This is a genomic window from Thalassospira sp. HJ (assembly GCF_000948415.1).
GTDB lineage: Bacteria > Pseudomonadota > Alphaproteobacteria > Rhodospirillales > Thalassospiraceae > Thalassospira.
The window spans coordinates 111,562-137,933 of record NZ_JYII01000020.1; the positions used below are offsets into that span (position 1 = coordinate 111,562).

Genomic DNA, 26,372 nt, shown 5'->3' on the forward strand with positions numbered 1-26,372 from the left:
ATACCTTACGCTTAGGTGTAGTAAATTTAGACGAATTCCACACTAAAGAATAGGTATAAACCGGTTTATGTAAAATTCAACACAGGAAATACACGCCAAAATAGCGAGGGACCGGCCGTTTCCAGCCAGTCCCCCTGTATGTATTTCTTTGTGAAGCGGGTTGCTACGCACCGACATGAACAAAATTCACATCGTTCCCCGGCGTAGCGCCCACTTATTTCCCGCAGGCAAGCGGGGCAGGATTACGCCGAACGGCGTTTCATGCCCTGATTGCCACCGCGGTTGTCGCGGCGCGGACGATCGTTGAAGTCACGACGGCCGCCATCGCGTCCACCGTCACGGTTGTCGCCACGGGCACGGAAGTTGCCGCCGCGATCGCCACGCGGTTTGTCCGAGAAGCGACGTTCGTCACGGTTGCCACCTTCGCCACGGCCTTCACCGCGGGGGCGGAAGTTGCCACCACGACCGCCACCATTGCGGTCTTCGCGATCACCGCGCGGTGCACGGTCATCATTGTCAAAGCGCGGCTTGCGATCATTGCGGAAATCACCGCCGTCACGACGCGGACGATCATTGAAATCACGACGACCGCCGTCACGGCCACCATCGCGACCTTCGTCACGACCACCGAAACCACGGGCAGCGCGATCACCCTGGAAACCGCCATCGCGGCCACCATCACGACCGCCGCCGAAGCCACGACCGCGACCACCGTCACGATTGTCACCCCGGGCGCCATCACGACCTCCACCGAAACCACCACGGCCCCGGCCACCATCACGGCCGCCAAAACCACCGCGACCGCCGCCGCCGAAGCCACGACCACCGTCACGGCCACCACGACCGCGACCACCGCCACCACCGGCACCGAACGAACGGGGCGGCGGAGCTGCATGGAATTCGTGATCTTCGTCGATCTCGACATCCTGCTTGATGATGCGTTCAATGTTGCGCAGCAGACGAATGTCGCGCGGTTCACAGAACGAAATCGCGATACCTTCGGCACTGCCACGACCGGTACGACCGATACGGTGGACATAGCTTTCCGGGTCCTGCGGCAGGTCATAGTTAATGACGTGCGTGATGCCCGGAACGTCGATACCACGTGCAGCAACGTCGGTCGCAATCAGGACCGGGAAACGGCCGTTGCGGAAGTTGCGCAGGATTTTCTGACGGATGCGCTGCTGCTTGTCGCCATGGATGGCATCGCTGTCGATGTCTTCATCGCGCAGCTGGAACGACAGTTCGTCGGCATCTGCCTTGGTCTTGGTGAAGACCAGAACGCGTTCGACTTCATCACGGTTGAGAAGCTGAACCAGAAGCTTGGTCTTGTCGTGACGTTTGACAAACATGCCACGCTGGGTGACGCGTTCGGTCACGCTGGCCTGCGGTGCGGTTTCAACCTTGACCGGGTCTTTGAGAAGACGGTCGGTCAGGTGTTTGACTTCGGCCGGCATGGTTGCCGAGAACATCACGGTCTGATGATTGTTCGGCAGCAGTTCCGCCACCGTCAGCACGTCTTCGGAGAAGCCCATATCGAGCATGCGGTCGGCTTCATCAAGGATGAAGACTTCGACATCGTCGAAACGAACCGTATTGCGCGACATGTGGTCAAGCAGACGACCCGGGGTCGCAACCAGGATATCAACGCCACGGCGCAGTTCCTGAATCTGCGGGCCCATCGGGGAGCCACCAAAGACAACAGAAGAAAACAGGCGGATGCCTTTTTTGAAATCACGCAGGCACTGGCCGATCTGGGTCGCCAGTTCACGGGTCGGTGCCAGAATGACGGCACGCGGCTGACCCGGTTTCGGGCGCATCGGGTTTTCAGCAAGACGCTGCAGCAACGGCAGGCAGAAAGCAGCAGTTTTGCCGCCACCCGTATGGGAAATACCCATCAGGTCCTTGCCTTCGAGAAGTGCGGGAATCGTCGCAGCCTGAATTTCGGTCGGCGCGGTAAAACCGGCAGCTTCAACATTGCGCAACAGGGGCTCGATCAGGTTGAGCCCATTAAAATTCGTCATAAAGGAAAGTCCTTCGTTTATCCGGTCGGCGCCATGTTAACGCCTAAAGTGCCTGCCCAAACGCAGTCATGACCGGTGCTTGGCAAAGAGCCAGCGTCGGACCCGCATGAGAGGCAAATGATGTGAGGTATCGACGTCATCACGTCGTACCCGCCCTCGCCTTTTCATACAGTTCCTGACAGCTCATTCTGTCTTTGCAAGCGAAGGAATGAGCGGGGTGATACAGGTCGCCCGCCAATAAGTCAATCAATCCCTGCGCCCATCAGCCATGCAAAAATGCTTAGTCCTTGAGATTGCGACGAAAGTTTCTTTTTTAAATTAGACACTTCAGCACCGATTTAACGGTTAAACACCATTGAATTTTCTCTGTTCGCTGAGTGCACTTTAAAGACAATATCCAAATGTACTGTTTGATCCTTCTCTACCTTGACAGGCGGATCTCGTCACCTTTTTGCAGTCCCGACAACACTTCCACCCCAGACGGAAATGCCTTTCCCAAAACAACACCAACCGCCATCTCTTGACCTTCTCGTCGTATTTTCACCTGATGCACCTCGGCAGACCGGATGACAGCAGAGGGTGGTATGATGATCGCGTTCGCATTTGCATAGGTTTCAATAGTCATTCGCGCTGACATCCCGATGCGAATGGACTGATGTAGAATTTTGTCATCAACTGAAAATGCTGACGTCACTTTAAAAGATGGAATGCGACTTCCGTTTTCGTCCTGACTTGCCTGCGCACTCACGCTTGCAACTCTTCCGACAATTTCCTGTCCGGGAAAAACATCACTTGTGATAATCACATGCTGTTCGGGCTTCACACGATTAACATCAATCTCATCAACGCTGCCTGTCACCACAAAACGACTGGTATTTGCAATGGAAAACAGCGCCGTTCCTTTGGTTACGCGTGTTCCCACATCAAGTGATGTCGGTAAAGATGAATTATCTTCAACAGGTGGCCGCACAACGATACCGGAAAACCGGACTTCAATCCTTGTATTGTTCAGTTGCTGATCCAGTTCCTGAAGAGCGGCCTCAGCATTCTGGAGCTCAAGTTGTGATAAAAATCTGTCATCCTGGTCCCCACTTGCCTTAATGGCAGCCAGTTCCTCTTTCGCCCCCGCGACGGCAGCTGTTTCCGTTCTTGGAATTGGTAGCGCCCTTGTAAACCCGACCGCGACTGTCACTGTCCAGAACAATTTCAGCGCGCCTGCGACTTTCTCGTCTCCGTCGGGATGCGCTTCTACTACTGGCTCTTTTCCAAACCTAACGGCTGGCAACTCAACAACCGTGGCACTGATTAACACTCAACCGCGCAGCCAAGCCTGCAGCATCCAGTATCAGAAAAGCGGCTCAAGCGCTTATTGCCGCTTTGTAGTTTCTCGGTTGACCACCTTCAGCCTCGGCCAATTCCGCTGGAACTACCCGCAAGTCTATATCACGAAAGGTGGTGGAGCAGACTGCACCTATACCTTTACATCAGTTTCAGACACCGGGGATATTGCTACTGGAAGTAACGGCGACTTCAGCGTAACGCTGACAGTAGACGAACAATCCAAGCTGGAATGCATTTGACCAGAGGCGCAGATATGAGTATCTGCGCCTTCTCTGTTAGGCACTTAAATCCACATGCCGCGCCCCGCCATTGGCATCCGACCACCACATCAAAGCATCACGGTAGGCTGGCATATTCGGAAAATCGTGTGAATTCCCATTTCGGGCAATCACCTGATCCCATGCCTGTGTTAACTTATCCACCAATGGATTATCCGTACTAACATCTTCTGTGCCCCCGCTCAAAATATAAGCTTTTTGATAAGAGGCACGCGAGACAGCCCACTCAAAAGATGCTTTTTCATCAGCACTTGCTGAATCATAGAAGTCCACGATCTCACGATAAGCCCGTGTAGGGTTCTGAGGATTAGCGTTAACAATATCGGAAATCCTGTTGGCAACTTCATTCTCAGCAGCCAAGACTTCCATATCGGAAAAGAGCCCACCTTCGTTGCTCTGAACGGCATAAAGCATCTGGCGATCAAACTCAGGGAAACCAACCTCGTCCCATTCGTCCGCCGTGGTGCGCGACGTACCGGTTATGCCTAGCTTGGCATACCCGGCGTCAATCTTTGCCCGGGCATTCGCAGCCGCGTTGGCAAGCGTTCCCGGCGCGGGGGCCTCTTTGCCCGATGCTGGCGCGGTTTCGGAAGTCTTCTCTGATACCCCCGAACTACCGTCCGACGACTTTGCAGTAACAGACGACCGTTGCCCCGCATTTGAGGACAAATAGGAGTAGCTGTTTGCCAGAAACCCTGAAATAGAGGCCATGGTACCACCTTGGACATTAGATTTTACTTACTATAGGAGAGCTAATAATATTCTTTTCAACCTTAAAGTGCAATTAAGTTCAACCAGAGCATGCCAAGCATTTGCATTGCTCTCCCGATAAAATCCGTAAAGAGTCACACTTAAACAGGCGTAGCCAAACCTGCATCAGCCATGCAAAAACGCCTTCCGCCCATGCATGCGACGAAAGTTTCTTTTTAAATTAACTCTTTAGCGCAACAATAACGTGTACGGAGTGGAGCACTGCATTTTAGAAGGGGAATTCCATGCGGTTTCGCGTTGTCACGGGGATTTTTTCTATCCCTGCAATCTGTCTGGTTGTGTTGCTTGCAATCATCGCGACAGTGTCGTTGAACTACCAAACCAGTCTGCGTAACGGGAAGTTCGAACAGATTTCGCATCTGACCGAAGGTGCCGTGTCCATCGTTAATACCTATATCGCCAAAGCCAAAAGCGGCGAAATGAGCGAGGCCGATGCCAAGGCAGCCGCCCTTGCACTGCTCAACGATTATCGTTTTGACGGTGAGAACTATATTTACGCGACTGATTACAATCACTGTATGGTGCTTGATCCGCTGAGCCCCGAAGATGTCGGAAAATGTAATCCTGACAGCCGGGTGCGCAAAATGATCGTCAATGCAGCCAAGGCCGGTGGTGACATTATTACCTATGAAACCAAGAAGCCTGGCGAAGGGGACAAACTGATCGAGAAAGCGGCCTATGTCCGCCCGATCAAGGAATGGAACTGGGCGCTTGGTGCTGGTGTTTACATGGATGATGTCCAGTCCGAATTCATGTCGATTATCACCCATATCGTGATCATTTCCGCCATTGCCATCGTGATTGCAGGCATCCTGTCCTGGATCGTTGGCACACGGATTACGCGCGGTATTATTGGCCTGAATGACAGCATCCGCGCCATCGCCGAAGGCGATTACAACGAACCCGTCGAAACCGATTCCCGTTTCATCGAAATCGGCGATATGGGCGAAGGTGTTCTGGCGCTCCGTGACAAATCGGCACAAGCTCAGCAGCTTGAAAATGATGCCGCAGGCCTTAAGGCAAAATCCGAAGAGGAACGTCGCGCCAATATCCGCGAAATCGCGTCCAAGCTTGAATCCGAAGTCGGCGGCATTGCCGGTGCCCTGGATCAATCGGTTCAGCGCAGTAATGATCTTGCGATCAGCATGGCGCGCAATGCCGATGGCATTCTGGGTCAAAGCCAGCATGCCGCGTCAGCCGCCAATGAAGTGTCGCACAGCGTTGATGCGGTTGCAGCCGCGACCGAGGAACTGTCATCCTCGATCACGGAAATCAATGTTCAGATTTCCCAGATGTCGAACACGGTCGAACGGGCAACCGATGAAAGCCAGAGCGCATCGAATGATGTTGCCGGCTTGTCAGCCACCGTCGACAAGATCAAGGAAATCATCGGCCTGATCAACGACATTGCCGCTCAGACCAATCTTTTGGCACTGAACGCGACCATCGAGGCCGCCCGTGCCGGTGAAGCTGGCAAAGGCTTTGCCGTGGTGGCCAACGAGGTGAAAAACCTTGCCACCCAGACGGCAAAGGCAACCGACGAGATCGCAGCCCAGATCAATGACATCATTGATGGCACCGAACGTGCGGTGACCGGTATCTCGCGGGTTTCGGAAACCATCGAACAGGTTCGAGGGGCTTCGACCGCGATTGCAGCCGCGATTGAAGAACAGGGTGCGGCAACACAGGAAATCTCGGGGAACGCCAACCGCAGTGCGGATGGGGTCAAGGAGATCTCCAACAGTGTTGAAGACACCATGAACAACGCCCAGAGCACGACACAGGAAGCAGATGAACTGAAATCAGCATCGGCCGAACTTTCAAGCCGTTCGAGCGAGCTGACCCAGATCATCAAGCGGTTCTCGTCTGACCTGATGAAGCAGGCCGGGGCGTAAGTTCCAATTTAGGTTCCAAACCACGAAAAAAGGGCCGGACATTCATTTGTCCGGCCCTTTTTGAGTCTTGCTTTTGCTGCGGGCCTATTCCGCCGGGGGATGGTTATCCTTGCGGAAGGGATGGGCCGGATAGACGCCGAGGATGCGGACCTCGTGCGAGAAGAATTGCAGTTCTTCGAGCGCGTGGCGCAGGCCGAGCTGTTCGGGATGGGCTTCGACTTCGGCAAAGAACTGGGTCGCGGTGAAGTGGCCTTCGACCATGTAGCTTTCAAGCTTGGTCATGTTGATCCCGTTGGTGGCAAAGCCGCCCAGCGCCTTGTAAAGGGCAGCGGCAACGTTGCGCACACGGAAGACGAAGCTGGTCACAACCGGGGTGCCGTCATTTGCAATATCAAGCGGTTCGCGGGCCAGGATGATGAAGCGCGTGGTGTTATGCGCCGCATCCTCGACCTCGGTGCGGAGCACATCAAGGCCATAAATCTCGGCGGCGAGCACCGGCGCAATGGCGGCAATGGATTTATCACCACGATCGGCGACTTCCTTGGCACAGCCGGCGGTATCGGGACCGACCACGGCATTCACGCCGAGTTCCTTGCGCAGCTTGCGGCATTGGCCAAGCGCATGAACGTGGCTGTGGATTTCCTTGATTTCCTCGATCTTGGTGCCGGGGACGGCGACCAGCGCGTGGTTAATGCGCAGGAAGGTTTCACCGATAATATGCACACCGGATTCCGGCAGGATGTGGTGCACATCCGCCACGCGACCGGCCAGCGTGTTATCAATTGGGATCACCGCCAGATCGACATCGCCTTCTTCAAGTGCGCCAAAAGCGCCTTCAAAGGTCCTGTACGGTACTGTCGTTGCACCCGGAAAGGCGCGACGGGCTGCCTGATCTGAATAGGCACCGTGCATTCCCTGAAAAGCGATCCTTTGTTGCGCAGTCATCTGGCTGTTTCCTGAAGTAAGCATAAAGACTTGTTATAGAACCGCATCTATTGCGATGCGGTCGGATAGAAAACCCCAATTAAGCGCCCAAGACAAGTCGCGCGCGTTCGAGGTCTTCCTGGGTATCAACACCAAGCGGCACACCATCGACCAGGGCCACCGCGATCACCATGCCGTTTTCAAGCGCGCGCAGCTGTTCGAGCTTTTCGCGCTGTTCGAGTTCGGCGGGCGGCAGGGAAACGAAACGATCAAGGGCCGCGCGGCGATAGGTGTAAAGACCGATGTGATGATAAAGCGGCCCGTCGCCATGCGGTGCAGTCGCGCGCGTGAAATAAAGGGCGCGCGCAACACGCCCAGTGCCGAAGGCCGCAACCGCCTTGACCACGTTGGGGTTGGTGCGTTCTTCATCGCGTTTAATCTCAGCGGCCAGAGTGGCGATATCAACTGCCGGATCGGCAAGCGGTTCAAACACCGCACGGATATCGGCGGCATCAATGGTTGGCAAATCGCCCTGCACATTGACGACGGCGTCAAACTTGCCGTCGGGGTCGAAGGTTTCGAGTGCCTGATGGACGCGGTCCGATCCGCTGGGCAGATCCGGGTCAGTCAGAACGGCGATACCCCCGGCAGCGGTGATGGCATCAGCGATTTCCTGTTCGGCGCAGGCAACCAGAACCGGGCCGATTCCCGCCTCCGTCGCGCGTTTCCAAACCTGAACGATCATTGGTTCGCCACAGATATCGGCCAACGGTTTATTGGGCAAACGCGTGGAGGCCATTCGGGCGGGAATTACAACAACAGGATTGCGCGGGGTCGACATTTCTTCGCTCCAATAAGGCACAAATCACCCGGTTTTTGATCTTGCGCAAAGCGTGATGAGAACAAGCGATGGCAGAACACAGGTATGAATCGGCGCGACATTAGCCGGTTTTGGTGGGGAGGCGAAAGGCGGAATCGTTTTTCAAACAACACCAAGGTCAGGACTTATTAATTTGATTGGAATGGCAGAGCTTATATTTGTAAAATCTTAGGAAAATGCCGCAAAGCGGGTTGGTATCCCGCTTAAGGGATTTGACGCAGGAGTTTGCAAATATAAGCTCTGTCCTTCGGATCGCTCAGATTTGCACGGGCTACTTTGTCGCAAAACCTTGAAAGATATTTATCTTCCTGCAGTTTTGCTTCGCGTATCCGCACAAATCTGAGCGACCATTCAAACCAAATTAATAAGTCCTGACCTTAGACGAAAGTTCTAAAGCATGGATATTCGCCTTGGTGTTTAAGAAAGGTTGATGCAAATCGCTGAAACGTATAGTTTCCCACCGACCAGTTTTGCCTGCGGTTACACGTGTGTTTCTCTTGATCGAGGATTGCCGGGGACGCATGGGTAGAACATAAAGATAAAACCTGAGAGTGATTAGGCTGTAACGGGGTCCCGTCATGAACACGATGGAAATCAACAAGATCGTCGCCGGTGTTATTTGTGCTGTGCTTCTGGTAGTGGTTGTCGGCAAGGTCGGCAGCGCACTGGTCAGTCCCGAGGAACTGGAAGCACCGGTATATCCGTTCTCCGAAGATGTGATGGCGGGTGCCAGTGCCCCTGCTGCTGCTCCGGCGGCACCGGCTGGCCCGGAACCGATTCTTGCCATGCTGGCATCTGCCGACATGGGTGAAGGCGAGAAAGTCTTCAAAAAATGCGCATCCTGCCATGACGTCGAAAAAGGCGGTCCGAACAAAACCGGCCCGAACCTTTATGGCATCGTTGGTGCGGCCTTTGCGCACAAGGGTGATTTCGCCTACTCTGACGGCATGGCGAGCCACGGTGGCAACTGGGGCTTTGAGGAGCTGAACGAGTTCCTTTACAAGCCGCGCGATTACATCGATGGCACCAAAATGAGCTTTGGCGGTCTGAAAAAGGCATCCGACCGTGCCGCAGTTATTGCCTGGCTGAACACCAAGTCTGACAACCCGCTTCCGTTCCCGGATCCGGCAGCAGCCGAAGCTGTTGAGGAAGCCGTCGACGAAGCAGCTGCTGCTGTTGAAGACGCGGTTGAAGAAGCTGGCGAAGCAGTTGACGCGGCCACCGCACAGTAAAGCTTTCGCCTGACCGGATATTTAAGGTCAGCACGGATTTCGCAGGGGACAGGAAACTGTCCCCTGTTTGCGTTTGGGGATTTGATCAGGGCAGGAGCAAAGGGCATCCTTGCGTTCTGGACGCAAAGCGGAAATAGTACCGGCCATATCCCGCCTGACTTCAACCGCCTGCAGGAATGCCTTTATGGAAAATCTCGATCCGTTTTTGGAAATCGCCCACAAGCTGGCCGATGCCGCACGCCCAGTCGTGCGCAAATATTACCGCACCCCGGTCGCGGTTGATGTGAAGGCCGATGACAGCCCGGTCACGATTGCTGATCGTGAAGTCGAACGCACCATGCGCGATATCCTCAATGCCGAGCTTCCCGATCATGGTATTCTGGGCGAGGAACATGGCCGGGAAAATGTCGATGCGGAATATGTCTGGGTGCTTGATCCGATTGACGGCACCAAATCGTTCATTTCCGGCAAGCCGAGCTTTGCGACATTGATTGCGCTTTGCCACAAGGGCACCCCGGTTCTGGGCATTATCGATCAGGCGATCACCGATGAACGCTGGGTCGGTGTGATGGGTCAGGCCAGCACGATGAACGGCACGGAAATCAGCGCGCGCGAATGCGAAGACCTGAAAAGCGCGACCTTCTTTACCACCGCACCGGAACTGTTCAAGGATGGCGCCAAAAAGGCCTATGACGCGGTTTCGAAAGGCTGCCGGGTGCCGATGTATGGTGTTGATGCCTATGCCTATGGCCTGACCGCCCTTGGTCTGGCTGATACGGTGGTTGAGATCGGGCTTCAGGCGTATGATTTCTGTGCGCTGGTGCCGGTGGTTGAGGGTGCCGGCGGGGTAATGACCGATTGGGCGGGCAAGCCGCTTCATATCGACAGTGCCGGTGATGTTGTCGCCAGTGGCGATGCGCGCTGCCATCAGGATGTTCTCGCGACCATCAAGGCGGCGATGGCGTAACCTTACGCCGCCTGCCCCACGACCAATATTCTTGCCCGACACAGGAAATCCGATGACCAACAGCCACCCGTTTCTTGCCATGGCCCACAAGCTTGCCGATGCGGCGCGCCCTGTGCTGCAAAGCTATTACCGCAAGCCGCTTGATATCGATGAAAAGGGCGATGCCAGCCTTGTCACCGATGCCGACCGGGCAATCGAGCGCACCATGCGCGATCTGATCAATGCGGAACTGCCTGACCATGGCATTCTGGGCGAGGAATACGGGCCGGAAAACCTTGATGCCGAGTATGTCTGGATCCTTGATCCGATTGACGGCACCAAGTCGTTTATTACCGGCAAGCCCAGCTTCAATACCCTGATTGCGCTGTGCCGAAATGGCAAGCCGGTGCTGGGCGTGATTGATCAGGCGATTTTGGATGAACGCTGGATCGGGGTCGAAGGACAGCCGACGACACTGAATGGCAAACCGGTCACCGCACGCGAATGCGCGCACCTGAAGGATGCCACCATTTTCACCACGGGACCGGATCTTTTCGTCGAGGAAAAGGCAATTGCCGGATACGAGGCGATCTTTGGCGCGGCCAAGCAGCCGATTTACGGTATCGATTCATACGGATACGGCCTGATTTCCATGGGGTTTGGCGATGTGTTGGTCGAGTCAAACCTGCAGCCCTATGATTTCTGTGCCGCCGTGCCGGTGATCGAGGGGGCCGGGGGCGTGATTACCGATTGGGAAGGCAAGAGCCTTACGATCAACAGTGGTGATCTGGTGATTGCCAGTGGTGATGCGCGTGCGCATGCCGAGGGCTTGGCGGTTTTGCAAAAGGCCGTCGCGTAAGGCCATTGATGCCTTAAGCATTTGGCGATCTGGCACCTTTCGGGCACACTTGGCTTAACGCTCTGGATCAGGCAACAGGTTGGGCAGCGCCATGTTTGAATGGGTGATCATTCTTTTTCTCGGCTCCGGGCTGGTTTATGGGCTGCAATCGCGCCGCCTGCAACGCCGTAATATTTCATCGCCAATGATGATGGTTCTGACCGGGATGCTGGTGGCTGTACCACTTGGTATCTGGCAGGGCGCGCCAATGAATGCGCTTTCAGGCAGTGTTCATTTCACTACCGGCTTTGCCGAGATGACGCTGGCGATCATTCTGTTCCTGGATGCTGCGGTGCTTGATTACCGCCGCGAAAGTGCGGCGCGTAATGTGGCGCTCCGGCTTTTGCTGGTGGGCTTGCCGCTGACCATCGGGGTGACCTGGGCGTTTATCGTCGGGCTTGATCCATCCATCGGGCTGGTGCCAGCCCTGATATTGGCGCTTATCGTCAGTCCGACCGATGCTGCCCTTGGCCGACCGGTGCTGGAAAACAAGGGTGTGCCTGATCCAGTGCGACAGGGCATCAATATTGAAAGCGGGCTTAATGACGGCCTGGTCCTGCCGGTTTTCACAACAGCGGTGTTGCTTGAAGCCAATCTTCTCAGTGACGGGCGTCAGGGCTGGATCGCCGAAGCTGTTCTTGAGATTTCGGTGGGTGCTGTCATCGGGGTTGTCTGTGGCTATGTCATTGGCCAGGTGGTCAATCACGCCGTCCGGCACCGCACCATGGTGGCGCGGTTTGAAAGGTTGCTGGGCGTTCTGGCCGCCCTTTTCATCTTCCTTCTGGCCGAGGAGCTAGGCGGCAATGGCTTTGTTGCCGCCTTTGCCGGCGGGCTTGCACTTAATATTTCCAGTGACGACGTCAGGGACGCGATTGAAAGCTTTGGCGAGGCCGAGTCAGAGCTTCTGACCATGCTGACCTTCTTTGTCTTTGGCCTGATTGTCGTGCCGGCACTTTATGATGCCTGGACCTGGTCGATGCTGGTGTTTTCGATTGCAAGCCTTGCGGTGCTGCGCCCGCTTTGTGTGTGGATCTGCATGATCGGCAGCCCCTATAGCCTGGGCGAGAAGCTTTATATCGGCTGGTTCGGGCCGCGCGGCATTGCCTCGGTGATTTACATGCTGATTATGGCGACCATGATTGATCCGGGCGAGTTCAGGCCGCTGTTTGCGGCGGGCACCATGATCATTTGCATCAGCATCGTCGCCCACGGCATTTCGGCTGCCCCGGCATCGCGCGCACTGGTGCGCTATCTTGGGCGAAAATCCTGAGGGACAGGTTTCGGGTGGGACGACGTTAATCGCGCCCCTGCCCTACACTTATTCGGTTCTGTTTATTGCTGGCTGATGGCCAGCCGCACGCCAAGGGCGATGAACATGGTGCCTAGTGCACGATGCAGCCACGCACCAAGTTTGCGGCTGCCCTTGATCCGGCCTGCGGCCGAGGCCACCGCCAAAACCAGCATGCCCTCGACGACAAAGGCGATCAAAAGCACCATCAGACCCAGCAGCAAAAACTGAACCGCGCCATTGCCGCGCGCGGGATCAACGAATTGCGGCAGAAAGGCCATGAAGAAAATCGCGACCTTGGGATTGAGCACATCAATCATCACCCCCTGACGCCAGGCGCCAAAGACCGTCATCGGTTTGGTTGAAATCGGTGCGGCGGGCGCGTCAGATGCTTCATCTGTTTCGGATTTGGCAAAACTGCTGCGCAGCGCCCCAATCCCAAGCCACACCAGATAGGCCACCCCAATCCATTTGACGATGGCAAAGGCAAGGGCCGAGGTTGCCAGAATGGCCGACAGCCCGAAGGTCGCCGCGAGGACATGAACAAAAGCGCCGGAAATCACGCCAATCGATGAGAACAAACCGATCTTGCGCCCATGCACCGCTGTTTGCCCGACAATATAGGCCATGTCCGGCCCGGGCGAGATGTTAAGCAACAAGGCCGCAATCAGAAACGGCGTGTAGGCAACAAGAAGCTCGATCACGCGAGTAACTCCCGACCGAAATAAATCAGATCGATTTCAAGCGGGCCGGAACCTGCTTCGATCAACATGTTGGAGAGCTGCCCGCGATGATGGGTCTGATGGTTAAACATATGGCCCAGAATCAGATCGCGCGGCATGGTATAGGCGCCTGCGGTGACCGACTGATAGGTCAGATCGGATGAGACTTCGGCATCGGTCAGGTTGCGGGTGAATTCCAAGATCGCCTGATCTTCGGCCTCGCGTGCGGTGCGCAGTTCATCGAAATCTTCATAAAGGACCGTATCAAGCGGCATACTCACCGGACTGCCGAGCAAGCGGCCCATCCATAGGCGATCAGCGACGACAAGATGGTTGAGCGTGCGCATGATGGACGGGAAGAAGGCGCGGCGCGGTACGTCGAGTTCCGCCGCAGGCAATTTGGCGCAGGCGTCATATGCATGCCTGTTGGCCCAGATATTATACTGCGCCATGCGTTCGAAATAGGCCGCACCATTCATCTTTTCTCTCCGTCTTCTGCGATCGCGCGTTTCGGCTTGGGATCAGGATTTCACACCGGGGGTCGGTGTGCAGGTGGCGGGGTTCTGAACCGGGGCCGGGGTAACGTGTTCAAGCACCTGACTTGCCGGTTTGGGAACCCGTTTGGTCAGAATAACCACGTTGCCGACCAATGTCAGCGCAACACCGAAGATGATATTGCCCGTCCAGTGGAAATCCTCAAACCAGGTCGACAGCAACAACGCGACAATCGGAAACATCACGGAACTATAGGCCGCACGATCCGGCCCGATTTTTCCCAGAAGGGTCAGATAAAACCCAAAGCCCAGAACCGACCCGAACAGTGCAAGGTATACCCACGCGGCAAGGAAGCTAACGCTGGCATCAAAGGTCACCGGAATACCGGCAAGCGCGATATAGCCAAACAGCAACAATGTGCCATAGAGCATACCAAAGGCATTGGCCTGCATGACCGGCACACCGCGCGCGTGGTTGCGGGCCGATGCCATATTGCCCAGCGATGCGATGTAACTGCCCGCCAGTGACACCAGAAGCCCAATGCTGCCGCCGGCCGCCAGATCAAAACTGGCAAGATCATTGGCAAAGACCATGGCAATCCCGGCAAGACCAATGCTGGCGCCGATCAGGGTGCGGGTTTCGGGACGGCGGCGGAAGAAGATCGCGCCATTAATCATATTCATGATGACGATGGTCGAAAACACCACTGCCAGAAGCCCCGAGGTCAGATGCACACTGGCAACATAAATCAGCACATAGTTCAGCGAAAACAGACAGACGCCCAGAACCGCCATGAAGAAATGATCGCGTACGTTAAAGCGCATCGGCAAATGACGCACCACACACCAGGCCATCAAGATCAGCGTTGCCAAGGCAAAGCGATAGGCAACAGCCACTTCGGGGGCGACAGAAAGCTGATACTGAATGGCGATCCAGGTCGATCCCCAGATCAAAACAACGGCGGCATAAAGACCAAACATGGCCCGGAACTCCAAAAACTTTGAAGCCGCAATTTAGGGCAGTTCCAGTCCGCCACCAAACCAGCTTTTTTGATCCTGCCATTAGCAAAGCTAATCCATGAAACGGCAATTTAATGCGTTAAGGATCAGGCCTTTTTATCCGAGGCTGCCGAAGCGTCTGTCTCAGACTGATCAGGTTCGGACGCGCTGTCTTCTGTGGCGTCTTCGATCTGATCGTCTGAGACCTTGGTGCCTTCTTCGTCGATCTGCTTGGCTGGCGTTGATTTCGAATCACGGAGTGCCGCGTTCTTTTCAGCCCGCTTGCGTTTCTGCCAGTCCTTCCAGATTTCAAGCAACTCGCTGCGGGACTGGAAGATCGGAATGCGGCGTTTGGGTTTGGCTTTTTGCTGCTCGACCGCAAGGCCGACCTCAAGCAAGCCGTGCTCATCATCGGTGCGGCGCACGATGAGCTCGACGGTGCCATAGGGCATGCGATCACCGAGTTCGAGATCGCCGGGCAGATCGCGATCCATGATTTCGGCAACAGTCAGTTCGGCGTCACCATCTTCAAGTGCGAAGCCATAGAGGCGGGCGATATCGGCAATGCGTGTGTCGGCCGGGAAGCTGAAATCGCCAAACAGTTCGATGTCATTCGCACCTTCGGCCGGGCCGGCAAAGAGTTGGTCGAGCAGTTCGACATGGCGCGGCGGGGTGATGATATAGACCTGATCACCGGCCTGAATGTGGCCAGCGGAATGCGGGCGGAGCGACGCGCCATCACGCAGGATCAGGCTGGGCCGGGCCCAACGTGGAATACGATGGCCGGTGGCAACGGCACTGGCTTCGTGCACGCGATACACAACGATTTCCTGATTGGCGTTGCCCGGCAGTTCAAGGTCGATACGGTCGACCGGGCCATGCTTGGCCGGGACGATAATCCCCAACCAATTGGCGACCTTGCGGATCGTCCAGCCCTGCAACAGAAGGGATGTGATGACGACGATGAAGGCAGTGTTAAACAACAGCTGCCCTTCGGGCACGCCTTCGACCATCGGCACAATGGCCAGCAGGATCGACACCGCACCGCGCAAACCAACCCACGAAATAAAGGCCGTGTCATTGCGCGAGAAGTTAAAGAACATCAGGCACAGCCAGACCGCAACCGGACGGGCGATAAAGACCAGTACAAGGGCCAAGATCACGCCCGGAATAATCACCGCGCCAAATTCGGACGGGGTGGCAAGGAGACCCAATGTGACAAACATCGCGATCTGGGCCAGCCATGTGGTGACATGCTGGAAACGGCGGACGCCGACGCTCATTTGCATCTTGCTGTTGCCGGCATAAAGGCCCGCAACATAGACCGCCATGAAGCCACTGCCGCCAAGGATGCTGGTCGCGCCAAACAGGCTAAGTGCGAGTGCCATGGTAATGATCGGCACCAGACCCGGTTCAAGTTTGACCCGGTTGATCATCCAGACCAGCGCATAGCCGCCAGCAAGCCCGAACACACCGCCCAAGCCGATCTGCAAAACAAAGCGTTGCAGGAGTTCAAGGGCGATATTGTCACCACCACCAAGGATGATGAGTTCGACCAGCGAGATGGTCAGAAACACCGCCATCGGGTCGTTTGACCCCGACTCAACTTCAAGCGTACTGCGCGTGCGATCACGCAGATTGATCCCACCGACACGCAAAAGGAAAAACACCGCCGCCGCATCGGTCGAACTGACAATCGCCCCAAACAGAAGTGCCACCAGCCAGGGCACATCCAGTACCAGCCAGGTGACCCCACCAATCACACCGGTGGTAATCAAAACCCCGAAGGTTGCCAGCACCAGTGATGGCCCGGCGGCGATTTTTAATGTTCGGAACTGGGTTTCAAAGCCACTGTCAAACAGGATCAGGGCGAGTGCGATGGAGCCAATGAAATAGGCCAGCGGCGCATTGTCGAACATGATGCCGCCAATGCCGTCTTCGCCCGCCCCCAAACCAACAAACAGGAACACCAACAGCAAGGGTGCGCCGACCCGGAAGCTGACCAGACTGGTGAAAACGGCAACCACCACCAGAATCGATGCAATCAGGATGACCAGATTCATCGATTCAATCATTTCGGGGGCTCCTGTTTGACGGTGTCAGAATGGGCGGATCAGGCTGTTCGTTGGCAACTCACAAAGCAATAGCACTCAGATACTTAGGAAATGATGACCGACAATGCCATCACCCGGCTGTTGATTAAAATATTTCCGGGCAGCGTAAATTGGTCAGTCCGTTTCGGCCTGGGCCGGAACAAAAAGCGTTTCCTTTGACGTCGACAATGCAATTTCCGGCAAGACTTCGACGACACCGGGCATTTCCTTGATCGTGTCGGAAATGAAGGACTCCAGATGGGCGGTATCGCGCAGGCGTAGTTTGACGAGGAAATCAAAGCGCCCGGTCATGTGATGGCATTCAAGAACCTCGTCAGCCTTGATCAGGGATTTGACCAGTTTCTTGTTCCCCTTGGCCGGATCGGTGCGCAGCCAGACCAGCGCAGTCAAAGCGCGGCCAATGGCGTTTGGGTCGACCGAAATACGATAAGCCTGAATAATCCCCTGTTCGCGCAGTTTGCGCACACGATCATTCACCGCAGAGACCGACAGACCGACCTTGGTTCCCAAAACCGAATAGGACAGCGACGCGTCTTCCTGCAGGATGTCGATCAGTTTGCGATCAATTGCATCCATTAATCTTCCCCCTGAATGGATTTGATGGCGTTGATCTTACACGAAAATCGGTCTCACGCGAACTCTTCGCCAAATTTGCCGGGGCAGCCATGCGCAATCAGCTTGGCATCTCAACTCACGGGTACTGGATTTTTTCCGGATAGCTGCGTAAACCTTTACATGTAATGATTTTACCTCGCGCTACTTCTGACAATGCAGCCCTGATGGGCGCCCTGTTGATGATCAGTGCTGCAATGTGTTTTGCGGTAATGGCCGTTTTCATCCGCTATGTCACAGCCGACCTTCACCCGTTCGAAGCATCGTTTTTCCGTAACCTGTTCGGTTTGTTGCCGATGGTGCCCTGGATGGTGCGTCACGGGCGGAGCGGATTAAAGACCGAGCGGTTCAAGCTGCATTTCCTGCGCGGGGTGCTTGGTTTCGGGGCGATGTCCTGCATTTTTACCGCCCTTTCGCTGTCGCCAGCGGCACAGGTGATTGCGATCAACTTTACCCTGCCGATCCTGACCACAGTGCTTGCCGCCATTGTTGTGCGCGAAACCGTGCGTGCGCGGCGCTGGAGTGCGATTGCGATTGGCTTTGTCGGGGCGATGATTGTTATTCGCCCGTTTGGGCAAGAGTTTGAGACCGGCGCGATCCTGGCCCTTGGCGCGACAGTTTTCATGGCGTGTGCGATGACGACGGTGAAGATGCTGTCGCGGACCGAAAGTGCCAATGCCATCGTGACATGGATGGGCCTGATCATGACGCCTTTGTCATTGGTCCCGGCGCTTATGTATTGGCAGGGGCCGACCATGTGGCAGATGTTCATCCTGCTGGTGATTGCGGTTGCTGGCACCGCCGGGCAGCAATTGCTGGTTCGGGCCTATCGCACGGCCGATCAGTCCTATGTCATGATCTTTGACTTCCTGCGCCTGCCGTTTGTCGCGGCACTGGCCTTTATCATGTTTGGCGAAGTGGTCGATTTCTGGACCTGGGCGGGGGCGGCATTGATTATTGGATCGGCCCTTTATATCGCGCGGCGCGAAGCGGTTCTGGCGAAGCGCGCGAAGACACAAACCCGCCTGCCAACGACGGCCCCGGCCGATCCGCAAGCCATTCCGATCACCAAGATCGATCGCGACGCCCCAGCGGGGGACAAACCCGATGCGTAACTGGTTCAATTCATTGCCGCCTTATTTGCAGGCAACGGCGTTCGGGTTGATGGCATCGTTCAGTGCGGCGGTCTTTTCGGTGTTTGTCCGCCTTGCGACCGAGCACATCCACCCGCTGCAGGCGGTGTTTTTCCGCAATTTCTTTGGGCTTTTATTCATCGCACCGCTTGCGCTTCGTGCCGGTCTGGTGCCGCTCAAGACCAAGCGTTTTCCGATGTTCTGTCTGCGTGCGGTTCTGTCGATGGGGGCGATGAGTTTCTGGTTTTCAGCCATTGCCTATATGCCGCTCGCCGAGGCCACCGCGCTTAACTTTACCGTGCCGTTGTTTGGCACCATTCTGGCCGCGATCTTTTTGGGCGAGACAATCCGCAAATACCGGATCGCCGCCCTTCTGGTCGGGTTCTGCGGGGTGTTGGTGATTATCCGGCCGGGTAGCGAGACCGTGCAGCTGGCAAGCCTGTTTCCGATTGCGGCTGCGGTCTGCATGGCGTGTGCCGGCATGACGATCAAGTCGCTGTCGCGGACGGAAAATCCGACGACCATCATTCTGTACATGATGGTGCTGACGACGCCGATGACCCTGATCCCGGCGCTTTTTGTCTGGCAGACGCCGAGCCTTGAGGCGATCTTGTTGATGGTGGCGGGGGCCTTCATGGCCAACCTGACCCAGATCGGCAATACCAACGCGTTTCGGGTTTATGATTACGGCTTTGTCGTCGGGTTCAATTACCTGCGCCTGCCGTTTGTGTCGGCAATTGCGCTTGTGATGTTTGGCGAAATCCCCGAAATCTGGCTTTTGCCCGGTGCGTGCCTGATTGTCGGATCAGCGCTTTATATTGCCCGGCGCGAGGCGAAGCTGAACCGCGAAGCCAATCGGCTTAAGCGCGGCCTGTCGGCGACGGCAAGCGATCTTGATCCGCCGCCAGCACGCGATGAAGAGCGCAAATGAAAATCTGGTTTGCCAATCAACCTGCAACCATCAAGGCCAGTTTCTTTGCCTTGGCCGCAGCGATCCTGGCAGCCTGCTTTACCCTGACGATACGCTATGCCACGGCAGAATTGCACCCCTATCAGGCGGTGTTTTTGCGCTTTGCCTTTGGCCTGATCCTGATGATCCCGCTTGTGATGCGGCGCGGGATTGGCAGCCTTGCCACCAAGCGCCTGCCGCTGTTTGGATTGCGCGGGGTTTTGTCGGCGGCAGAGATGTGTTTGTGGTTCATGGCGGTTTTGTATTTGCCGCTGGCAGAGGCCACGACGCTTAACTTCACCGTGCCCCTATTTGGCACCATCTTGGCCGCCGTCATCCTGCGCGAACAGGTGCGCATTCACCGATGGCTTGCGATTGTGATCGGGTTTATCGGTGTGGCGCTGATTATTCAGCCCGGAACGGATACCATGCAGGCGGCCAGTATCCTTCCGATTGCAGCAGCCATCTGCATGGCATCGGCCGGGATGATCACAAAGCAACTGGTCGCAACCGAAAGCACCACATCGCTTTTATTCTATCTGATGATCATCACGACACCGGTGTCACTGATCCCGGCCTTGTTTGTCTGGCAAACGCCCAGTCTTGAGGCGCTGGGTCTGATGGCGGTTGCGGCCCTTATGATGAATGTGATGCAGGTTTGTAATGTCAAAGCCCTGCAACTGGCCGATTACAGTTTCTTTGTCGGGTTCTCCTATTTGCGTTTGCCGATCATTGCCGTGCTGGCGCTGATCTTGTTTGGCGAAGTGCCCGATATCTGGATCCTGCCCGGTGGGGCGATGATTATCGGGGCAGCGATCTATGTCGCCCTTCGTGAGCGCAAGCTTTCCAGACAGAAAGACTAGGGCAAAGCCCCAGCTCGGAACCATCCCAGAATAGCCCTTGCAGGTAAAAGATATAATTTGGTATACAAATACCAAATTAATCAGAAATACACGCGTCTGGAGGCGTCACGTCATGCGAATCAAGGGCTCGATTGCCATTGTTACCGGGGCTGCGTCCGGCCTGGGTGCGGCAACGGCAGAGACACTGGCAAATGCCGGGGCAAAGATTGCGGCCTTTGATCTGAACGAAGAGGGCGCCAAGGCCACGGCGGCCAAACTTGGCGGGATTGGCTATGGCGTGGATGTTTCCAATGCCGAAAGTGTCGAGCACGCGATTTCCGAAGTGGTCAAGGAACAGGGTATTCCGTCGATCCTTGTGAACTGTGCCGGGATCGTGCACGGCGAACGCATTGTCGGGCGCGAAGGCGCGGCCGATCTTGCGGCCTTTTCCAAGGTGATCACGGTCAATCTGATTGGCACATTCAACATGATGCGGGTTGCCGCCACCGCGATGAGCCAGAACACCCCATCCGGATCCGGCGAGCGCGGGGTGATTATCAACACCGCATCGATCGCGGCCTTCGAAGGCCAGATCGGACAGGCAGCCTATGCCGCGTCCAAGGGCGGGGTGGCGTCGCTGACCCTGCCGGCCGCACGCGAATTGGCGCGCCATGGGATTCGGGTGGCATCCATCGCACCGGGCCTGTTTGGCACACCGATGTTGATGGGCCTGCCGGATGAAGTTCAGGAAAGTCTGGCGGCCAATACGCCATTCCCGAAACGCTTGGGCGATCCGTATGAATATGGCCGTCTGGCGATGCATATCTGTGAAAATGAAATGATCAATGGCGAGACCATTCGCATTGATGGCGCGGTCCGGCTGGAACCGAAATAGTCCCACACCATTTCGCTTCTTATCACCGCAGCCAACGCGCCCTGCCGACCCCCAGCGGCAGGGCGTATTTTATTGCGCCCGTCTCAGGCTAGCAGTGTCAGTTGCTTCTCAATGTTCCTTGAAACCATCAATGGCCATCCAATATACCCAAAAGGGCATCATAAACCTTCTTAAGTAATAATATAAAATGCTGCTCATTCCTGCGTGACCAACGACGTGACAGGATGACGATCAATGAATTGTTTTCTCAGGCGCTCGGCGTTTGCAACGTTCGTGTTTTTGTTGTTCTGCAATGTGCAAAGCGCGCATGGGAGTGAAACTCTTGATGTCGTTTATCCCTTGCGCGTTGCACAAGAAAAAGGTCCGCACGATTTCGTAAAAGAAACACTCAAACTCGTGCTTCAAAAGTCAGGCGTGCCATTTCACATGCGTCCGTCGGCCACACCAATGCAACAAACTAGGGCCGTAAAGGAACTGCAGGAACATGAAGAGCTGACTATTCTCTGGGCTGGAACAAGCCCAGAACTCGAAAGAAAATTTCTTCCGATCCGTGTGCCGATTATGCGAGGACTTCTTGGGTATCGGCTATTTATCATCCATCGCGACCAACAACCCGTTTTTGACAAAATCAGGACAATTGAACAGCTTTGGTCGATGCATGCGGGTCAGGGACTGGGATGGTCAGATATCAGGATTCTGGAGAATGCCAACCTGACGGTGACCGAAGCACCTTATGAACTTATCTTTAAGCTCATAGACATCGGGAGACTGGATTATTTTCCACGCGGGCTATTGGAAATAGAACCAGAATTAAGAGAGTTCGGTCGCGACAATCCCAATATTACAATCGAAAAACGCCTGCTACTTGTATATCCGTTCTCAATGTTCTTTTTTGTTAATCGTGAAAATACAGCACTAGCTGATGCGATCTCGCGCGGATTTGAAGTTGCATATGCCGACGGCTCATTTGAGCGATTATTTAATCAGCATCCAAATATTCGGTCTGCTTTACAAATGGCGGACATATCAAACCGAAATAGAATTGATATCCCAAATCCATTCACGACACCTGAAACCAGTCAAATCCCGGATCGGTACTGGTACAAAAACGACCTGCATTCCTATCACGAAGGTGCATTTACGACCGACATGACGGAATAGGGTTCGAGGTTGAGCCTATGAGCGCGTTTTCATTCTAACTTTTTATAGCTTCGATGAAGCGGGCGAGATCAATGTCCTTTTGCGTGACACCGCCATCACTATGCGTGGTCAGGGTGACATCGACCTTGTTATAGACATTGAACCATTCGGGGTGGTGATCCATTTTTTCGGCCATCAAGGCGACGCGGCCCATGAAGCCAAAGGCAGCGTTGAAATCGCGGAATTTATAGCTGCGCGCGATGGACAGGCCATCTTCGGCAAGGGTCCAGCCGGGCAGATCAGCCAAAGCGGCTTCGATGGTGGATGTATCGAGTTTGGCCATGGGGTGCCTCCTTTTCGCAACGTTCTTGCGCATTGAAACATATGATCCGGCACAGCCCAAATCGGGTTAACCGAGCAAGTCCTGCACTCGACCGCGCAGCACTGGCAACAGGTCGCTTTCAAACCACGGGTTCTTTTTCATCCAGGCGGTGTTGCGCCAGCTTGGATGGGGCATCGGCAGGATTTCGTCACCCAGAAACGCCTCAGACCGCTGCACGGTTTCGGTCATGGTTTTGGCGCGGCGTTTGCCGAGATAGCGGGCTTGGGCATATTGCCCGATCAGAAGCGTCAGGCCGATATCCGGCAGATGCTGGCGAAGGGCGTCATGCCAGGTCGGGGCGCATTCCGGGCGGGGCGGCAGATCGCCCCCACGATCAAAACGGCCGGGATAGCAAAAGCCCATCGGCATGATGGCAAGCTTTGCCGGATCATAGAAATCATCAACCGACAGCCCCAGCCAGTCCCGCAACCGATCACCCGACGCATCATTCCACGGCAGGCCGGTTTCATGCACACGCGTGCCGGGCGCCTGCCCGATGACCAGAATGCGGGCCGATTTTGCCATGCGGACAACCGGGCGCGGACCAAGTGGCAGATCACCGGCACAGATGCGGCAGGCGCGGACTTCTGCCAACAGCTGATCAAGGGCGGCATCGCCACCCATCGGATCAATTTCGGGCAATTGTCCGCTTAGCCCCGGCATAGGTTATTTAACCTCTTCTTCCGCGATCACCCATTCTTCTTCTGCGGCGGCCTTGTACCATTCCTGCATCTCCGGCAGGGCAAGCATGGTTTCCATATAGGCATTGCCGATCGGGTCCAACGTCACGCCATAGGTTTTGAACCGCGAGACGACCGGGGCATACATCGCATCGGCAATCGAGAAATGGCCAAACAGGAAATCACCACCCTGCCCGTACCCCGTGCGGCACATCTTGAAGATTTCGCCGATGCGGTTGATGTCCTTATCGACACCCGGATTGCGGCCAAGACCCGGCAGGCTTTTGCGGCAATTCATCGGCATGGAGCTTCGCAAAGACCCAAAGCCGCCATGCATTTCAAGCGAGACCGCGCGCGCAATCGCGCGCACATCGATATCAAGCGGCCAGAGCATGGTGTCGGGCTGCTGATCTGCAATATATTCGAGAATGCCAAGTGCCTCCCAGATGGTTTTGCTGCCGTCAAAGAAGGCCGGGACCTTGGCACTTGGTGAGAAGACCGGGGCCTTGGCCGCCCATTCCTCTGTGCGGAGCGGAACGAGCTTTTCCTCAAATTCCACACCCGCCACGCGCAGGCCAAGCCAAGCACGCAGCGACCAGGAGGAATAGTTTTTATTGCCGATATAAAGAACAGGTACGGATTGCATGGCGGGCCCCTTGGAGCGTTTTGCGGATGGCGCGGATAATGAGCGGGACGAATACTATCTGGTCTTTGGCCGGCGGGTTCAAGCAGACAAACGCCCCTTTGAAACGCGATTGTTTCGCCGATTGCCCTTAGGGGGTGGCAGCCGTAAGATCAGGCAACATATCTTGTAAACGCATCCTGATGGGTCGCCAGCTTTGGCCACGGCCCTTTCAGTCGATTACCACACGCCACCAGCAGGGAAGTCCTAAATTGTACGAGCACATCATCGCACGCGATCCTTCTGCCAATCCGACCCTTATCACCCCGATCCTTGAAAGCGGCTTTGAAAGCTGGCTTGCCACGCAATCCGACGCGACCAAGTCATGGATCACTGCGAACGGGTTTGAGGGCAAGCGCGGAACGCAACTTTCCCTTCCCGGTGCGGATGGATCGGTGGGATCGGTTCTGATCGGGTACGCAGATGATGCCAAGGCGATCTGGGATTTTGCCGGTCTGCCGAAATCTCTTCCAGCCGGGACCTATGCCCTTTCCGACGATTTGGCGAAGGACGATGATCTTTATGAGAAGGCCGCCCTTGGTCTTTATCTGGGCGGATATCAGTTTGATCGGTATCGCAAGGATGACGGCAAAAAGGACAAGCGCGCCAAATTTGCCCTGCACGACAATGATGCCACCAAGCGCGCCGAAAACATTGCACGCGGTATTGGCCTTGCGCGCGATCTGATCAATGTGCCGGCCAATGACATGGGCCCGGCCGAGCTTGAAGAGGCCGCCAAGGCGCTGAGTGCCGAATTTGGTGCAAACGTGAGCGCGATTGTTGGTCAGGACCTGCTCACCCAAAACTACCCGGCCATTCACACCGTTGGCCATGGCAGCGATCGTGAGCCGCGCCTGATTGACCTTAAATGGGGTGAGGAAAGCGCACCGAAGATCACGCTGGTCGGCAAGGGTGTGTGTTTTGACACCGGGGGCTATGACCTTAAGCCGTCAAGCAACATGCTTCTGATGAAAAAGGACATGGGTGGTTCGGCACAAGTTTTGGGCCTTGCGCGCATGATCATGGCGGCCAACCTTCCGGTGCGGTTGCGTGTTCTGATCCCGGCAGTTGAAAACATGGTGTCGGGTCGTGCCTATCGCCCGAGTGACATTTTGCAAACCCGCAAGGGCATCACGGTCGAGGTTGGCAATACCGATGCCGAAGGCCGCATTGTGCTTTCCGATGCCTTGACCGAGGCGGCCTCGGAAGACCCGGACATGCTGCTTGATTTCGCGACCCTGACCGGGGCGGCGCGTGTGGCCCTTGGTTTGGGTCTGCCGGCCCTGTTTTCCAATGATGATGATCTGGCGAATGGCCTTATGGAAATGGGCTTGGCTGAAAATGATCCGCTGTGGCGCTTGCCGCTTTGGGATGATTACCGCAGCCAGCTTGATAGCAAGGCCGCAGATATGAACAATATTTCCGGCAGCCCGTTTGGCGGAGCAATCATTGCTGCCCTGTTCCTTGATCGCTTTGCCGAGGGGGCAAAAAGCTGGGCGCATATCGATCTGATGGCCTGGAACCCGTCGGACCGTCCGGGCCGCCCGACAGGCGGCGAAGCACAAGGCATCCGGGCTGCCTTCAAGCTGATCAAGGATCGTTACGGGAACCCAACCAAACCGTAAATTGTTTTTTTGGCAATTACACCTTTGACATCAAGGCAGGGGTCAGGTAGAGATTACGTATTCGTAACAAATAAATTATTGGGCACAAACATGTCGATCGAGATCAAACCGTCTCAGGCGCTTGACCTTTGGCGTATCGCGATTGTTGAAAGTGTGCGTCGGGATTCCCCCGACCTGTCGGCCCGACAGATGGCCTTGTTGCTGAGCGTTTACCTGACCCCGGCCCCGCATACGGTGCGTGGCCTTTCCGAAGCGCTAAACATTTCCAAGCCCGCCATTACCCGTGCGCTAGATCGTCTGAGCTCGCTTGGTATGGTCAAACGCAAGGTTGATGAAGAAGACCGCCGTTCGGTGCTGGTTCAGCGTACGGTCAAAGGCTCGGTCTTCCTGCGTGAATTCGGTGACATCATCGTCGCCGCCGGTCTTGAGACCGATTGATCCGGCTGTAAAACAAATCTGCCGACAGCCAAGCGCGGATTTCAACAGCGAAAAACGCCCCTATCCAAGGCCAGCCTTACGAAATCGGCCATTTAGGACAGCAAATCTTCCCCATCTTAAATGCATGACATCTGATATGGCGAAAAATCGCTATATACAGACCGGTTGGTCCGTAATGCGCCTACCAA

26 protein-coding genes are annotated in these 26,372 nt (G+C 55.5%); 13 read left to right on the forward strand and 13 right to left on the reverse strand.

Translation table 11 applies throughout. From position 1 onward, the window contains the following. Positions 1-242 precede the first annotated feature (242 nt). Both UF64_RS16270 and UF64_RS16275 read right to left on the reverse strand, forming a co-directional pair. On the reverse strand, positions 243-2,024 hold the full coding sequence (locus UF64_RS16270; RefSeq protein ID WP_044829677.1) for a DEAD/DEAH box helicase: 1,782 nt from the start codon (positions 2,022-2,024) through the stop codon (positions 243-245). A gap of 421 nt (positions 2,025-2,445) precedes the next feature. Continuing rightward, positions 2,446-3,336 carry an efflux RND transporter periplasmic adaptor subunit gene (locus UF64_RS16275; protein WP_044829678.1) on the reverse strand — a complete coding sequence of 297 codons (891 nt, stop codon included), beginning with the start codon at positions 3,334-3,336 and terminating at the stop codon, positions 2,446-2,448. Between UF64_RS16275 and UF64_RS21010 the strand changes: the two genes are divergently transcribed. After that, positions 3,320-3,604 carry a hypothetical protein gene (locus UF64_RS21010; RefSeq protein WP_235285115.1) on the forward strand — a complete coding sequence of 95 codons (285 nt, stop codon included), beginning with the start codon at positions 3,320-3,322 and terminating at the stop codon, positions 3,602-3,604. The two genes, UF64_RS16275 and UF64_RS21010, sit on opposite strands and share 17 nt — an antisense overlap. Before the next feature lie 36 nt (positions 3,605-3,640). On the opposite strand, the gene UF64_RS16280 is transcribed toward UF64_RS21010, so the two are convergent. Beyond that, the gene (locus tag UF64_RS16280) at positions 3,641-4,354 is read right to left on the reverse strand and encodes a hypothetical protein (RefSeq protein WP_044829679.1); all 714 of its coding nucleotides are present in this window, start codon (positions 4,352-4,354) and stop codon (positions 3,641-3,643) included. A 284-nt stretch (positions 4,355-4,638) separates the two neighbouring features. Here UF64_RS16280 and UF64_RS16285 point away from each other — a divergent pair, with 284 nt between their 5' ends. Then, positions 4,639-6,309 (forward strand): methyl-accepting chemotaxis protein, encoded by a 1,671-nt coding sequence (locus tag UF64_RS16285; RefSeq protein ID WP_044829680.1) that lies wholly within the window; start codon positions 4,639-4,641, stop codon positions 6,307-6,309. A gap of 84 nt (positions 6,310-6,393) precedes the next feature. Here the strand turns inward: UF64_RS16285 and UF64_RS16290 are convergent, their stop codons facing one another. Together UF64_RS16290 and UF64_RS16295 are read right to left on the reverse strand one after the other, a co-directional pair. Continuing rightward, the gene (locus UF64_RS16290) at positions 6,394-7,254 is read right to left on the reverse strand and encodes a prephenate dehydratase (RefSeq protein WP_044829681.1); all 861 of its coding nucleotides are present in this window, start codon (positions 7,252-7,254) and stop codon (positions 6,394-6,396) included. A gap of 79 nt (positions 7,255-7,333) precedes the next feature. Then, complete coding sequence (locus UF64_RS16295; protein ID WP_044829682.1) at positions 7,334-8,074, reverse strand: 3-deoxy-manno-octulosonate cytidylyltransferase; 741 nt, start codon at positions 8,072-8,074, stop codon at positions 7,334-7,336. Positions 8,075-8,691: 617 nt separating this feature from the next. Between UF64_RS16295 and UF64_RS16300 the strand changes: the two genes are divergently transcribed. From UF64_RS16300 to UF64_RS16315, 4 genes are all read left to right on the forward strand, one after another. Next, the gene (locus UF64_RS16300) at positions 8,692-9,345 is read left to right on the forward strand and encodes a cytochrome c family protein (protein WP_044829683.1); all 654 of its coding nucleotides are present in this window, start codon (positions 8,692-8,694) and stop codon (positions 9,343-9,345) included. A 184-nt stretch (positions 9,346-9,529) separates the two neighbouring features. After that, complete coding sequence (gene hisN / locus UF64_RS16305; protein ID WP_044829684.1) at positions 9,530-10,312, forward strand: histidinol-phosphatase; 783 nt, start codon at positions 9,530-9,532, stop codon at positions 10,310-10,312. Positions 10,313-10,364: 52 nt separating this feature from the next. Beyond that, positions 10,365-11,150, forward strand: coding sequence for a histidinol-phosphatase (gene hisN / locus UF64_RS16310; RefSeq protein ID WP_044829685.1), 786 nt, complete (start codon positions 10,365-10,367; stop codon positions 11,148-11,150). A 91-nt stretch (positions 11,151-11,241) separates the two neighbouring features. Then, positions 11,242-12,459 carry a sodium:proton antiporter gene (locus UF64_RS16315; RefSeq protein ID WP_044829686.1) on the forward strand — a complete coding sequence of 406 codons (1,218 nt, stop codon included), beginning with the start codon at positions 11,242-11,244 and terminating at the stop codon, positions 12,457-12,459. Positions 12,460-12,521: 62 nt separating this feature from the next. Here the strand turns inward: UF64_RS16315 and UF64_RS16320 are convergent, their stop codons facing one another. The 5 genes from UF64_RS16320 to UF64_RS16340 form a co-directional block, all read right to left on the reverse strand. After that, the gene (locus UF64_RS16320) at positions 12,522-13,181 is read right to left on the reverse strand and encodes a LysE family translocator (protein ID WP_044829687.1); all 660 of its coding nucleotides are present in this window, start codon (positions 13,179-13,181) and stop codon (positions 12,522-12,524) included. Continuing rightward, positions 13,178-13,678: a DinB family protein gene (locus UF64_RS16325; RefSeq protein ID WP_044829688.1), complete on the reverse strand. Its 501-nt coding sequence runs from the start codon at positions 13,676-13,678 to the stop codon at positions 13,178-13,180. The genes UF64_RS16320 and UF64_RS16325 overlap by 4 nt, the downstream gene beginning before the upstream one ends. A gap of 42 nt (positions 13,679-13,720) precedes the next feature. After that, the gene (locus tag UF64_RS16330) at positions 13,721-14,674 is read right to left on the reverse strand and encodes a DMT family transporter (protein ID WP_044829689.1); all 954 of its coding nucleotides are present in this window, start codon (positions 14,672-14,674) and stop codon (positions 13,721-13,723) included. A 125-nt stretch (positions 14,675-14,799) separates the two neighbouring features. Further along, a complete protein-coding gene (locus UF64_RS16335; RefSeq protein ID WP_235285116.1) occupies positions 14,800-16,767 on the reverse strand; it encodes a potassium/proton antiporter in 1,968 nt (655 codons plus the stop codon). Between the two features lie 153 nt (positions 16,768-16,920). After that, the gene (locus tag UF64_RS16340; RefSeq protein ID WP_044829690.1) at positions 16,921-17,382 is read right to left on the reverse strand and encodes an Lrp/AsnC family transcriptional regulator; all 462 of its coding nucleotides are present in this window, start codon (positions 17,380-17,382) and stop codon (positions 16,921-16,923) included. 203 nt (positions 17,383-17,585) lie between these two features. Here UF64_RS16340 and UF64_RS16345 point away from each other — a divergent pair, with 203 nt between their 5' ends. The 5 genes from UF64_RS16345 (at position 17,586) to UF64_RS16365 (ending at position 22,398) form a co-directional block, all read left to right on the forward strand. After that, positions 17,586-18,533, forward strand: coding sequence for a DMT family transporter (locus UF64_RS16345; RefSeq protein WP_255353111.1), 948 nt, complete (start codon positions 17,586-17,588; stop codon positions 18,531-18,533). Then, positions 18,526-19,482, forward strand: a complete 957-nt coding sequence (locus UF64_RS16350) for a DMT family transporter (RefSeq protein WP_044829692.1) — start codon at positions 18,526-18,528, stop codon at positions 19,480-19,482. Before UF64_RS16345 ends, UF64_RS16350 begins: the two co-directional genes overlap by 8 nt. Beyond that, positions 19,479-20,363, forward strand: a complete 885-nt coding sequence (locus UF64_RS16355) for a DMT family transporter (protein WP_044829693.1) — start codon at positions 19,479-19,481, stop codon at positions 20,361-20,363. The genes UF64_RS16350 and UF64_RS16355 overlap by 4 nt, the downstream gene beginning before the upstream one ends. A gap of 112 nt (positions 20,364-20,475) precedes the next feature. Next, positions 20,476-21,237, forward strand: coding sequence for an SDR family NAD(P)-dependent oxidoreductase (locus UF64_RS16360; RefSeq protein WP_044829694.1), 762 nt, complete (start codon positions 20,476-20,478; stop codon positions 21,235-21,237). 234 nt (positions 21,238-21,471) lie between these two features. Then, positions 21,472-22,398, forward strand: coding sequence for a hypothetical protein (locus tag UF64_RS16365; RefSeq protein WP_052657676.1), 927 nt, complete (start codon positions 21,472-21,474; stop codon positions 22,396-22,398). A gap of 34 nt (positions 22,399-22,432) precedes the next feature. Here the strand turns inward: UF64_RS16365 and UF64_RS16370 are convergent, their stop codons facing one another. The 3 genes from UF64_RS16370 to UF64_RS16380 form a co-directional block, all read right to left on the reverse strand. Further along, positions 22,433-22,720: a 4a-hydroxytetrahydrobiopterin dehydratase gene (locus tag UF64_RS16370; protein ID WP_044829695.1), complete on the reverse strand. Its 288-nt coding sequence runs from the start codon at positions 22,718-22,720 to the stop codon at positions 22,433-22,435. A gap of 66 nt (positions 22,721-22,786) precedes the next feature. After that, entirely contained in the window at positions 22,787-23,422 is a 636-nt protein-coding gene (locus tag UF64_RS16375) for a uracil-DNA glycosylase family protein (RefSeq protein ID WP_044829696.1), read from the reverse strand. Positions 23,423-23,425: 3 nt separating this feature from the next. Beyond that, on the reverse strand, positions 23,426-24,085 hold the full coding sequence (locus UF64_RS16380) for a glutathione S-transferase family protein (protein ID WP_044829697.1): 660 nt from the start codon (positions 24,083-24,085) through the stop codon (positions 23,426-23,428). Between the two features lie 248 nt (positions 24,086-24,333). Between UF64_RS16380 and UF64_RS16385 the strand changes: the two genes are divergently transcribed. Both UF64_RS16385 and UF64_RS16390 read left to right on the forward strand, forming a co-directional pair. Beyond that, positions 24,334-25,746 (forward strand): M17 family metallopeptidase, encoded by a 1,413-nt coding sequence (locus UF64_RS16385; protein ID WP_044829698.1) that lies wholly within the window; start codon positions 24,334-24,336, stop codon positions 25,744-25,746. Positions 25,747-25,836: 90 nt separating this feature from the next. Continuing rightward, positions 25,837-26,184, forward strand: a complete 348-nt coding sequence (locus UF64_RS16390) for a MarR family transcriptional regulator (RefSeq protein ID WP_044829699.1) — start codon at positions 25,837-25,839, stop codon at positions 26,182-26,184. Positions 26,185-26,372 lie beyond the last annotated feature (188 nt).